The organism is Acuticoccus sp. MNP-M23 (assembly GCF_031195445.1).
Taxonomy (GTDB): Bacteria; Pseudomonadota; Alphaproteobacteria; order Rhizobiales; family Amorphaceae; genus Acuticoccus.
On the sequence record NZ_CP133480.1, the window covers coordinates 1,704,781 to 1,717,156 of the forward strand.

General features: G+C 68.1%; 8 protein-coding genes and 1 pseudogene. 7 read left to right on the forward strand and 2 right to left on the reverse strand.

Features of this window, described 5'->3' with window-relative positions; translation table 11 throughout:
- Nucleotides 1-145 precede the first annotated feature (145 nt).
- From RDV64_RS08085 to clcA, 6 genes and pseudogenes are all read left to right on the forward strand, one after another.
- A complete protein-coding gene (locus RDV64_RS08085) occupies nucleotides 146-610 on the forward strand; it encodes a phosphopantetheine-binding protein (protein WP_309198767.1) in 465 nt (154 codons plus the stop codon).
- A gap of 26 nt (nucleotides 611-636) precedes the next feature.
- Nucleotides 637-1,730, forward strand: a pseudogene (locus tag RDV64_RS23825) (polyketide synthase); the annotation flags it as partial.
- Complete coding sequence (locus RDV64_RS23830; RefSeq protein WP_375143817.1) at nucleotides 1,713-2,597, forward strand: ketoacyl-synthetase C-terminal extension domain-containing protein; 885 nt, start codon at nucleotides 1,713-1,715, stop codon at nucleotides 2,595-2,597. The pseudogene RDV64_RS23825 and the gene RDV64_RS23830, both read left to right, overlap by 18 nt.
- 106 nt (nucleotides 2,598-2,703) lie before the next feature.
- Nucleotides 2,704-3,927 carry a hypothetical protein gene (locus tag RDV64_RS08095; RefSeq protein WP_309198769.1) on the forward strand — a complete coding sequence of 408 codons (1,224 nt, stop codon included), beginning with the start codon at nucleotides 2,704-2,706 and terminating at the stop codon, nucleotides 3,925-3,927.
- A 1,586-nt stretch (nucleotides 3,928-5,513) separates the two neighbouring features.
- Nucleotides 5,514-6,221, forward strand: a complete 708-nt coding sequence (locus RDV64_RS23835) for a glycosyltransferase (protein ID WP_375143818.1) — start codon at nucleotides 5,514-5,516, stop codon at nucleotides 6,219-6,221.
- Nucleotides 6,222-6,405: 184 nt separating this feature from the next.
- Complete coding sequence (clcA, locus tag RDV64_RS08105; protein ID WP_309198770.1) at nucleotides 6,406-7,707, forward strand: H(+)/Cl(-) exchange transporter ClcA; 1,302 nt, start codon at nucleotides 6,406-6,408, stop codon at nucleotides 7,705-7,707.
- A gap of 2 nt (nucleotides 7,708-7,709) precedes the next feature.
- On the opposite strand, the gene ade is transcribed toward clcA, so the two are convergent.
- A complete protein-coding gene (ade, locus tag RDV64_RS08110; protein WP_309198771.1) occupies nucleotides 7,710-9,419 on the reverse strand; it encodes an adenine deaminase in 1,710 nt (569 codons plus the stop codon).
- A 77-nt stretch (nucleotides 9,420-9,496) separates the two neighbouring features.
- Nucleotides 9,497-10,729, reverse strand: coding sequence for a urate hydroxylase PuuD (locus RDV64_RS08115; protein WP_309198772.1), 1,233 nt, complete (start codon nucleotides 10,727-10,729; stop codon nucleotides 9,497-9,499).
- Between the two features lie 158 nt (nucleotides 10,730-10,887).
- On the opposite strand from RDV64_RS08115, the gene uraD reads away from it, so the two are divergent.
- The gene (uraD, locus tag RDV64_RS08120; protein WP_309198773.1) at nucleotides 10,888-12,369 is read left to right on the forward strand and encodes a 2-oxo-4-hydroxy-4-carboxy-5-ureidoimidazoline decarboxylase; all 1,482 of its coding nucleotides are present in this window, start codon (nucleotides 10,888-10,890) and stop codon (nucleotides 12,367-12,369) included.
- Nucleotides 12,370-12,376 lie beyond the last annotated feature (7 nt).

The following is a 12,376-nucleotide window of genomic DNA, read 5'->3' on the forward strand; positions in this document are numbered from 1 at the left end:
AAGCGCACCGGCGGATGGCCGTCCACCGCCGGCGCAAAAAAGGACCTTGATCGGTAACGACGCACACGCCTCCCAAAACGCGGATTCTGGCCGGCCTGCAGTTCCTGCGCCGGGATAACCCCTGGCCCGCACGATCTGGCGCGCCGTGCTCGTGCACCACGGCGTGTCGCTGACGCGGGTGGTGCTGGTTCATTCAGGCACCATCCGGCTCACCACCAGCGGCAAGCAGCGGCGTGCGGCCACCCATGAGGCGCTTGCCGTCAGCGACGGCATCACGTGCACCTGGCACCCCGATGCCGATGGCATGAACGCCTTTGCCGGGCCGCGGGCCGACGCCGTGGCCGCGCTGGCGGCAAGGCGCGGCAGGTTCGCCCCGGCGGACCTCGACAGCTTTGTGCGGCGCTGGATGGCAGCGGCGCTGAAACTCGATCCCGCCGACGTGAGCGACGGTATCACCTGGGCGGACTTCGGCCTGTCCTCAAACATGGCCACCGAATTTGCCGAAGACCTCGAAGTGGCGACCGGCACGCCGTTCCGTGCCGAGCTTTTGTTCGAGCGGACGACGCTGGGCGCCCTGCTCGACCACCTTGAACGCGATCTCGTCCGGTGAATGGCGCCAGCGACAACGATATTGCCGTGACCGGCCTCGCGCTCCGGCTTCCCGGCGCGTCCGATCCTGCGGCGTTTCTAGGCAATCTTGCGGCGGGTCGCACCGCCATCCGGACGCTGCCGGAAGACCGCTGGCCGCTGACCGATTACCACGACACCAACCGGCAGACCGCCGGAAAGATCTACACCGACAAGGCTGCCACCATCGACGGGATCGACCAGTTCGACCGCCGCCTGTTCGGCATGTCACCGCACGATGCCCGGGCGAGCGATCCGCAGCACCGGCTGCTCCCGGAGGTGGCGTGGGAGGCGCTGAGGCATCCGGCAACGCCCCGGCACGGCTCGCTGAGACGCCGGTCGGCGTTTTCGTCGGCATTTCCAGCTTCGACTACATGCTGTTGCAGGCCAGAGCGGGTTTTCCAGCCGTCAGCAACCCCTACACCGCAACGGGTGGGGCGATGGGCGTTGCGGCAGGGCGGGTTGCCTATTGTCTCGGTCTGACCGGGCCGGTGATGGCGGTGGATACGGCGTGCAGTTCGGCGCTTTCGGCGCTGACGCTCGCGTGTGAGAGCCTTCTGCGCGGGGAGGCGCCGATGGCACTGGCCGGCGGCGTCAACCTCATCTTGTCGCCGGACGTGATGGCGAGCCTTTGCCGGCTGCAGCTCCTTGCCCCCGACGGTGAGGCGCACCCCTTCGAAGCCGGCGCAAACGGCTATGTCCGCGGCGAGGGCTGCGTGGTGACCGTGCTGAAGACGCTGCGTCAGGCGAGGGCCGACGGCGATACGGTTCACGCTGTCATCAAGAGCTGGGCCGTCAACCATGACGGGCGCACCAACGGCCTGACGGCCCCCTCGCGCGGGGCGCAGGCCGATGTGATCCGCGCCGCATTGGCGCGGGCCGGACTGGGCGCCGACGATGTGGGCTACGTCGAGACCCACGGCACCGGCACGCCGCTTGGCGACATGATCGAGATGGGCGTGCTGGGCGATGTCTTCGGCGCGCGGGACCCGGCGCGCGGAGCGCTGACGATCGGCGCGGTCAAGGCTGCGGTGGGGCATCTGGAAGCTGCCGCCGGTCTTGCGGGCTTTGCCAAGGCGGTGCTGATGGTGCGGGACGGGTTGCACCCCGCGCAACCGGGCTTTTGCGAACCTTCGCCCCGCATTCCATGGGCTGATTTTCCCATAGAAGTGAAGACGGTAACGCAATCGTGGATGGACACACCGCGCATTGCGGGGGTGCATTCCTGCAGCTTCAGCGGAACCAACGTGCATGTCATCGTGGCGGAAGACGTTGTGCCGGCGCCGAAGGGTAGTGCCGCCGCAATTGAGGGGCCGGTGATGCTGGCGCTTTCGGCGGCAACGCCGGCGGCACTTTCCGGGAGGGCCTGTGCACTTGCAGCGTGGCTTTGTGAAACACCCGCCCTTTCGCTGGCTTCGGTCGCGCGCAGCACGGCACGGACATGGACCGGGCTTGCCTGCGCGGATGCGATTGTGGCGGCGACCCCCGCCGAGGCCGTGCAGCTTCTGACAAAGCTGGCGGCGCGCGCGGCAGAGGCGCCTGCGCCCCGCCGCGGCAAGGTGCTCCGCAGTGTGGCGCTTGCCATCGGCGAGGCGGAGTTTGCCCGCGCCCCGCTTCTGGCCGCATTCGGGCAAACCTTGCCCGAAGGCGCAAAGGGCAAGGCGGACTGGGCCGACCGCCTGTTCGCAGCATTGTGCGAGGCGGCGGGGCTGGGTGTGGCCAGCCCCGCCTCTGCGGAAATCGTGCTGGCCGTGGGCCCCGAGCCGCCCGCCGTGGGCAAGACCCCGGTGGTGCGCGCCCTGGCGGACGATCTGCCGCCGGTCCGCTCCGTGCTGGAGGCTTTTGCGGCGCTTTCCCGCCACGGCGCGGCCGTCGATGCGCGCGGGCTGCTGCCGCCGGGCCTGCATGAGAACGTGGCGCTGCCGCCATACCCGTTCCAGCACGAACGCTTCTGGTTCAACGATGTCTGACCTGCCGACCCCATCCATCGCGTCGCTCGATCCGCCGGCGGACCATGGGCCGCCGCGTTATGTTCCGGCCATCAACGCCTAGGTGGTCAGCCGCCACAGCGATGCGATGGCGATCCTGCGCAGTCCGGATCTCGCGATCGTGGAAGTTGGCGATGTCGGCCGGATGATCGGGCCGGACGCGGACATCGGCACCATTGAGCATATCCTCGCCGGGTTCCCGCTGACGTTGAACGGCCAGCGGCACGAAACGGTCCGGCGCTGGATGATCGATGCGCTGAAGGGGATCGCGCCGGCGTTCAGCCCGGAGGCGGTGGCGCAGGAAACCCGCCACCTCTGCGCCGCGCAGGACGAGGGCGTTTCGTTCGATGGTCTTGGCGCGTTGTGCGATCCGTTGCCAATCAGGATCCTCGCAAAGGCGACCGGCTTGCCTGTGCCCGTTGTCGCGCGAATAGCCACCTCCGGGTTGCGGCTGTTCGTTGGGTTCTACGGCGGCAAATCGGGACGGCAGGGTCTGACGCCCGGTCTGATTGCGCAGTTCGACAAGGTTGCAGATCGGCTCGTGGCGGACACCATCGCCGCGCTGGAGGCCGCCGGCGGCTCGCCGATCCTGTCCCTTGCCGACCTTCGGGCGCGCGAGGGCCGCACCGGGGAGGGCGTCGACCCGCTGATGGCCTTCATCTACCTGATCGTCTCCGCCACGGAGACGACCGCAGGCGCACTGTGCAACGCGCTGTCCGTCTGCCTGACGGACGATGCTGCGCGGCAGACCTTCGGCGGGGCCCGGCCCGGATCGTTGACATTCGGCGGCGGACCGCACCGCTGCATCGGCGCTTCCGTCGCGACGACGACGATCGCGGCATTTCTCCGTGTGACCCTCCGTGAGGAGAAGCTCCGGCTTGTCCGCGCGGACCTGTCCCGTGAGCGCTACTCGGCCACGCGCCGAGGCCGGACGTGGAAAAGGCGTTGGGGATCACCGGGTCGTTCGGCTATGTCGCGACATTGCCCGGCTCGTTCCGCGGTGCCGTGGATATCCGCCTTCATGCGATCGATGGCGACCGGGTCCGGCTCGTCCAGGAGCAACGGCTGGCGGTTTGCCACAATGACGGCTTCTCCGCCCGCGATCTGGCAGAGGCCGTGGCGGTCGCCCGGCAACCGGACAGCGTTGCCGTTGTGGTGTGGGACGCTGCGCACAACCCGGCCGGCCGCGCCAAGGTGCTTTACGACGTTGTTGCCTCGCAGCGGCCGGTGGTTCTGTTCGGGTTCTGCCACGACGAATTCGGCAAGGCGTTGTGGCCGCCGCTCCAGTCCAGCCCGATCCGCTCCTGCCTGATCCGGCCGGCAGCGTTCGGCCGCTTCAAGGACGAGGCACGCGGGCTCGGCCTTGTGTTCGACACCATCTGGATCTGCAAGCCGCGCCTGCCGAGCTTTGCACTTGCGGAGGCCATTGCGCACCCCGGCACCGCCATGGTGCTCGATATCGACGACAACGAAGAGGCGTTTTCGCGCGGTCCCCATGCGTGGGGGCGCTGGTACGGTGAAACCAGCATCAACAAGGCTGCGCTTTATCGCGACCGGATTCCGGTGCGCTCCGTGGCCAGTGCGTCGCTCCAGGCACGCTTCGGCGGTGAGATCGTCCGCCATGTGCGCAAGGCGCTGCCTGTGACGGAACGCGGCCCCGCCCCGGTGCCGGAGGGGGAGGCAGCGGCGGATCTGCGGCTGATTTTCGTCGGCACGGTGCGGCCCCACAAGGGTCTGCGGGAGGCCGCACGCGTCATCCGGATGACGGCCTACCAGCATCAGCTCGACATTCAGCTTACCGTTGGCGGCACGTTCGACCCGCCAGCGCTGGAACAGGAGCTGCAGGCCACCGGCGTCACGACCCTCGGCCTCATCCAGGCGTCCGACCTGCCGGCGACGCTCGCGGGCCACGATGCGGTACTGGCCGGATACCCCGGCGATGCCAGTTTCGACGACGTCAACACGTTCCAGATCTCATCCAAGATCGGCGATGCGCTCCAGTCCGGCCTTTCGGTTCTGGTGCCGCGCTCGCCGGCCACCGAAGACCTGGCGGACATCGACGGCGTATATCTGTTCGATCCCGATAGTTTCGGCGATGTCCTCCTGCGCCTTGCCGCGGACCGGGACAAGCGGCCGACCCTGCCGGAGAGCTTTTCGCTCGACACAGCCTACCAAACGTTTGCGCGGCTCGAAGCCGAGGCTCGGGTGGAGCGCGTGCGTTGGCCCTTGCCAGCGCCCTCTCATCCGCAGGGGCGGAACATTCTCCTGTTGTGGAAGCAGAGCGACAGCGGGCTGTTCGGCCGCCGGGTGGACCAGGTGGCGCGCGTGCTGGCCGAACGGATTTCCGGCGCCACGGTGCGTGTGGTGGAGTTCGAGACACCGGCGGCCGTTGTTCCGCACGATCTCAACCCCACCTCGGCGGAAAAGCTCAGCGCAGCCGAAACCCGGCGCAAGATCGACGGGGTGGCGCATGGCGCGGTTCACTACAACACGGTGATTGCCCAGAAGGGCAGCGCCGGCGCGCCGGTCGAGGGCGAAGCCTGTGAAGGTCGGACGAACCTCAACTTCACCGATGCATTCGAGCTTTTCCTTCAGAATTACGAAATCTCGCCACGCAACACGGTGATCATCGTCTTCCCGGTGCACTATCTGGAGGGGGTGTTCGAGGAGCTGATGCCCTGCCTGGAGCGGTTCGAAACCGTGGTGGACGTGGTGGACAACCAGCTGAGCTGGACGGCGGTCGAACGCCGATCGCAGATGATCGCGCTCTACCGCCAGACCTGCGACATGGCGCACAGCGTGGTGTTCAATTCCGCGGTCAACCGGGCGTCGATGGTGGAGGCCGGCATTGCGCGCGAAGATAATTCCTTCCTCATTCCAAACTGGTACGTGCCGCCGATGGAAAAAGATGCGGGCGGCGAGCTGTGGCAGATCGACGAGGCGCGGCACGCCCACGTCCTCTACTCGGGCGACCTCAACAACCGGATCGACTGGGCGCTCCTTGACGGGGTGGCCGCGCTTGTGGGCGCGCGCGGCGGGGTGCTGCATATTGTAGGCTCCAGCGAGCGCGTCCAGAAGGAGCTGACGCAGCTTCTGCGCCGGCCGCAGTGCGTTTACCATGGTGCCATGCGCGAGAGGGCGGTGATGTCTCTGGCCGGGATCTGCGACTTTGCAGTGGTGCCGCATCTGCATGACGGCGTGTCCGCGTTCATGAACCCGCTCAAGATCAAGATGTACACGGCCTTCGGTCTGCCGCACGTCGTGACGGATGTGGCGGGCCTCGACACCAGCTCGGACCTGACGCTGGTGGCGGACGACAACGACGATTTCCTCTCACGGACCCGCGCGCTGCTGGCCGGTGTGGAGGGCGCCGGCGGTGAGAAGAGGCGGATAGAAGGCGAGATGGCGCTCAGCGAAGATGCCGCCCGCTACTGCGCTCTGGTGGCGGACATCTTTGCCGCGGTGGCTGAGCTTTATGGCCCGCTGGCCGAACCGGCCGAAGACGTCGGCGAGCCGTTCAAAAGCGAGAGCGCGCCCGGTCCGGCGCGTGGGTGGGAAGAACCCGAGCGCCAGAAGGAGGATCAGACCGAGGGGGTGGTTTCCTGACAACACGCGCTGCGGCGGGCGGAATCGAAAAAACGTGTCTGGTTTCCCGCGCCGCGCGTTCCCGCCCCGTCCGAAGCTTGAGGCACCGTCTCTCCTGCACCGGCGCAAGGGTTGTGAACAGGCGGGGTTGAAGGGTATCGCATGCCGAGGCCGGGCGCCGGAAAGCCCCCTCTTGTGGAGTCCCATGCGCCGCTTTCCCTACATCATCCTCCTTGCCGCCATAGTTGGCGTGGTCGTCGGCCTTGTGGGGACAGCGTTCCACCTGGTGGCCGACGGCGTTCTGGCGCTGCACCGGTCGGTCGCGGTCAGCCAGCCGCTCGCAATTCGCGTGGCCATCTCCGCCAGTGCCGCCGCGCTGATGACGCTGATCGGCGTTGCGGTGGTCCGCCGTTTTGCGCCCGAGGCCAGCGGCAGCGGCATTCCGGAGGTGGAAGGCGCGATGGCCAACGAGCTGCCGCTGCGCTGGGCCCGCGTGCTGCCGGTCAAGTTCGTGTCGGGTGTGATGGCCATTGGCGCCGGGCTGGTGGTGGGGCGCGAGGGGCCGACCATTCATATCGGCGCGGCGATCAGCCAGGGCTTCGCACGCATCGTCAAGGTCAGCGAGATCGAGCGGCGGGGGCTGATTGCTGCGGGCGCCGCGGCGGGCCTCTCCACCGCGTTCAACGCGCCGGTGGCCTCGGTGATGTTCGTGCTGGAGGAAACGCGGCGCCAGTTTCCCAACACGGCGGATACATATGCCGGCGTCATTGTGGCGAGCCTCGGCAGCGCGCTGGTCACGCAATCGATCATGGGGGCGCGCCGGCTGGTCGAGGTGACGATGCATGACGAGGTGGGCGCGCAGGTGATTCTGGCGCTGGTGCTCGGCGTGTTTCTCGGCGGCGTCGGCGTTGTCTTCAACCGGATGCTGGTGTGGGGGCTGGACCGGTTTGCCCGGCTGACGGAGCCGCGGGCCTACGCGCTCGCCGCCTGTTTCGGGGCGCTGGCCGGGGCGATGCTGGTGGTCGACCCCAACCTGGTGCAGGGCGGCGAAACGCTGGTCACCACCATGACCGAACACGCAGCGCCCGGCCTTGCGGTGTTGATCCTGCTGGTTATCGCGCGCTTTCTCGTCACCATCGCCAGCTATTCGATCGGCATTGCCGGCGGCATCTTTGCGCCGATCCTGTGTATGGGCACCGCGTTCGGCCTGACGGCGGCGGTGCTGGTCAACGCGCTGCCGCTGGGGATGACGGTGGATCCCGCCGTGTGCGCGGTGATTGCGATGACGGGGCTGTTTTCAGCCACCGTCGGGGCGCCGATGGTGGCTGTCATCATCCTGATGGAGCTGACGGCAGGCTACGTCTATCTGCCGGAGTTGATGGCCTGCTCCATCGCCGCCACGCTGTCCGCCCGCGCGCTGGGCGGCAAGCCCATCTACGAGGTGCTGTTTGCCCGGCGTCTCGACCGGGAGGCCGCCGCGCGCCACAGCCACACCGCCGGAGCCTGAATTCATCCGGCCGCGCTGATGATCTCGAACCGGTCCACGTCCACCAGCCCGCGGTCGGTGATCTTCAGGTGCGGGATGACCGGGAGCGCCAGGAAGGCGAGCTGAAGGAACGGTTCCTCCAGCGTGACGCCGAGGCTGAGGGCGGCCTTGCGCAGCGCAATCAGCTCCGCCGTCACCTCCTCGAACGACAGAAGGCTCATCAAGCCGGCCACCGGCAGGGCCAGTTCCGCCAGCACCTTGCCGCCTTCGGCAACCACGAAACCGCCCTCGATCTCGCCCAGACGGTTGACCGCAAGCGCCATGTCATCGTCGGAAACGCCGACCACGGCGACGTTGTGGTGGTCGTGGCAGACGGTGGAGGCGATGGCGCCCCTTTTCAGGCCGAACCCCTTCACGAAACCCGACGCGATGTTGCCGTTGATGCCGTGCCGCTCCACCACCGCAATGCGCACCAGATCGCGTGCGGTATCCGGCTTCTTGTCGCCGCTCCGGATCGGGATCGTCTCGGTCAGGTGTTCGGTGATGATCTTGCCGGGGATGATGCCGATCACCGGCGTTTCTTCGCGGTTGCCGCCGGCGCGGAAGGACGTGGCGTCCACCTTCGGGGCCCTGGCGGAGTGGCGCCCGGGGGCGGTCAGCGTCTGCCGTGCGGCGAACGCGATGTCGCCGACCACGGTGCCGCCCGCCAGCACCATCCGCGCGTCGCAGGCTTCGAGGCTGCCGAGGGCGACGATGTCGGCGCGTTTGCCGGGTGCGATCAGGCCGCGGTCCTTCAGGCCGAAGGCTTCGGCCGCGGAGAGGGAGGCGGCGCGGTAGGCGGCCAACGGCGAGGCCCCTCGCGCGATGAGGGTGCGGATGATGTAGTCGAGGTGGCCATGTTCGGAAATGTCGAGCGGATTGCGATCGTCGGTGCAAAGGCACAGGTACGGCGCGGTTCGCTCGTTCAGGATTTCGCCCAGAGCGTCAAGGTCCTTGGAGACGGAGCCTTCGCGGATGAGGACGCGCATGCCCTTGCGCAGCTTCTCCAGCGCCTCGGCGGCGGTGGTCGCCTCATGCTCGGTGCGCACCCCGGCGGCAATGTAGCCGTTGAGGCCGCGGCCGGACAGCATCGGGCAATGCCCGTCGATGTGGCCGCCTTCGAAGAGGGCAAGCTTGTCCATCACGCCGGGGTCGCGGTGGATGACGCCGGGGTAGTTCATCATCTCGGCAAGGCCGATATTGCTGGGGTGGGCGTCCAGCGCTGCAAGATCGGCGGCATCCACCGTGGCGCCGGCGGTTTCCATGCTGGTGGACGGCACGCACGACGAGAGCTGGACGAAGATATCCATCACCGTGTGTTCGCTGGCCTCCTGAAAATAGGTGAGGCCCGGAAGGCCGATGACGTTGGTGATCTCGTGGGGATCGCAGATGGCGGTGGTGATGCCGCGCGGCGCCACGCAGCGGTCGAACTCGAATGGCGTGACCAGCGAGGATTCGATGTGGAGGTGCGTGTCGATGAAACCCGGCACGAGAGTGAGGCCGGAGACGTCCAGCGTCTCCTTGCCGTCGTAGGTGTCGCAGGTGCCGACAATGGTGTCGCCGCAAATGGCAACATCGCCGGTCAGATGCTCGCCGGTGACGAGATCGAACACGGTGCCGCCCTTTAGGACGAGGTCGGCCGGTTCGTCGCCGGTGCCCTGTGCGATCCGCCTCTCGATGGTGCTCCGGCTCATGCGTCTACTCCTTTTCGTCGCCGGCAGAGCATAGCAGGTCCGGCGCGAGGATCATGGTCCGGCCCGCGCCGGTGCTGTCAGCGGCCGGCCCAGGCGGCGAGGGCGGCGCGCTCATCGTCGGTGATCTGCGTGACGTTGCCGAGCGGCATGACGTGGGTGTCGACGCTCTGCGCGATGATCTGCGCGGCGTGGGTGCGCATCCGCTCGGGCGTGTCCAGCATGACGCCGCCGGGGGGCGCTGCGATGGCCGCAAAGGTGGGGGCGGCGGCGTGGCAGGGTGCGCAGCGCGCCGAAACGATGCCGAAGGCTGCCGCGTCCAGCGCCGTGTTGAGGCCGCGTTCACCACCGCCCGGCGCCGTGCCGTCGGTGTCGGCGGGAGCTGCGGTCAGCGTGGGGTTCTTGAACTGCGGCAGGGTGGCAAACAGCGCCATGCCGACGGCGAGGGCAAGCGCGGCCGGCCACTGCCACGCGATCCTGATGCCGGTGGCGCCGGTCTCGAAGGTGTTGAACCAGTGGCGGACGATGGCACCCAGGAACAGTGCGATCGCGACAATGATGAAGGCGTGGGCGTGCCCGAACGTGGCCGGGTAGTGGTTGGACAGCATCAGGAAGATGACGGGCAGGGTGAGGTAGTTGTTGTGCGACGAGCGGAGCTTGGCGATGGCGCCGTATTTCGCGTCCGGCACCCGGCCCGCCACGAGGTCCGCCACCACAATTTTCTGGTTGGGAATGATGACGAGGAACACGTTGGCGGCCATCATGGTGGCAATCATCGCGCCCGTCTGCAGGAACGCGGCCTGGCCGGAAAACACCAGCCCGTAAGCCCACGCCGAGGCGGTGATCAGCACGAACAGGAGCCCGAACAGCACCGCAGGCGCGCGCGCGAGCGGCGACCGGCAGAGCCCGTCGTACACGAACCATGCCGCGACCAGGCCGCCTGCGGACAGCGCAATGCCCTGCCAGGGGGCAAGGTCCGCCTTGTCCGGCGCCAGCAGGTAGAGCGAGGCGTTCCAATAATAGACCACCGCGAGGAGGGCAGCGCCGGTCATCCAGGTGGCGTAGGATTCCCATTTGAACCAGTGGAGGTCTTCGGGCATCTGGTCGGGCGCGACGGTGTATTTGCGGATGTGGTAGAAGCCGCCGCCGTGGACGGTCCAGTTGTCGCCCTTCACGCCGTCCGGCATGTTGGCGCGCCGCTTGAGCGATGCGTCCAGCCCCATGAAATAGAAGGACGAGCCGATCCACGAGATCGCCGCCACCACGTGGGCCCAGCGGACGAAGAGGCTCAGAAAGTCTTGCAGCGCTGCCATTTTTTGCTTCCACCACCGGCGGTGCGAGGGATCGGATGGACGCGTTGCGAAATGGATGCGTCCGGCCATACTCTGCCTTCTATGCAAGATAGAGTGCACCGCGCCAATTGCGCCGACCCTGCCCGCCCTTTCCGCAGCACCAACAAAGGGGTGACCCGATGACGCGGGACGACTTCGTTTCCCGGTACGCGTTCGTTTACGAGCACAGCCCCTGGGTGGCCGAACGCGCCTGGGACGGTGGCATCGGCGTGGGCGAGGACCCCGCGCCCGTCTTCCGCCGGGTGGTCGAGCGCGCCGGGGCCGATGCGCAGCGCACCTTGCTCCGCGCGCACCCGGACCTTGCCGGAAGGCTGGGCACGGCCCTCACCGCGCATTCCAGCGCAGAGCAGGCCGGTGCGGGGCTCGACCGTTGCACGCAGGCGGAGTTCGCCGAATTTCAGGCGCTCAACACGCGCTATGTGGCGCAGTTCGGCTTCCCGTTCATCATCGCGGTGAAGGGGCTCGACCGGACGGGCATCCTTAAAGCGTTTCGTGAGCGGGTGGACGGCACGGCGGACGGCGAGTTCCGCGTGGCACTGGACGAGGTGCACAAGATTGCCGGTTTCCGGCTTGCCGCTCTGGCGGCCCCCCCTGCCGTGACCCGCACGGCCGTGCCCATCGACACCGTCCGCAAGATGGCATTCGATGCGCTCTCCCGCGCCGGGGCCAACGAGGCCAACGCTGCCGCCATTGCGGACAATATCGCAGCGGCAGAGCGCGATGGCAGCGAGTCCCACGGGCTCTTCCGGCTGCCGGGCTATGTGAAGGGGCTGGAGCTGGGCAGCCTCAACGGCGCGGCCGATCCCGCCAGGCTTGCGGGGCCGGATGCGGCGCTGCTTGTGGATGGCGACGGCGGGGCCGCTCCGCTCGCCTATGCACGCTTCCTTCCGCAGCTGGCTGACCTTGCATCCGAAAAGGGCGCCGCTGTGCTGGCGCTCCGCAATGCGGTGCACTTTGCCGCCATGTGGCCGGAGGTGGAGGCGCTGGCCGAGCGCGGCCTTGCCGCCTTTGCCGCCACTGCAAACTACCCCTACCTCGCGCCCCACGGCGGGCGGCGGGCGCTTCTGGGCACCAATCCCATTGCATTCGCCTTTCCGCGGCCCGCCGCCCCGCCGCTGGTGTTCGACTTTGCCAGCGCCGCGATGGCCCGCGGCGACGTGATGATTGCCGCGCGCGATGGCCGGCCGGTTCCGTTCGGCGTCGGCGTGGATAAAGACGGGGTGCCGACCACGGACCCTGCGGCGATCCTGGGCGGCGGGGCGCAGCTGGCGTTCGGCGCGCACAAGGGTTCGGCCCTTGCGCTGATGGTGGAATTGCTCGCCGCAGGCTTGGTGGGCGATGTCTTCAGCGATGAGGCGGGCGCGCGGGAGGCCGCAAGCGGCGGCTTGCCAAGGGGCGGTGTGTTCGTGCTGGCGCTGTCGCCGGAGCGTCTCGGCGGGCCGGATGCGCTGGGCCGGGCCGATGCGTTTCTGGCGCGGCTTGCGGCGGAGCCCGGCGTGCGGTTGCCGGGCGCGCGGCGCCACGCGCGCCGTGCGCGGGCGGAGCCTGCCATGGTGGAGGCCGTGCTTTTACGCACCGTGCGGGGGCTGGCGGGCCACTGAGGGCACC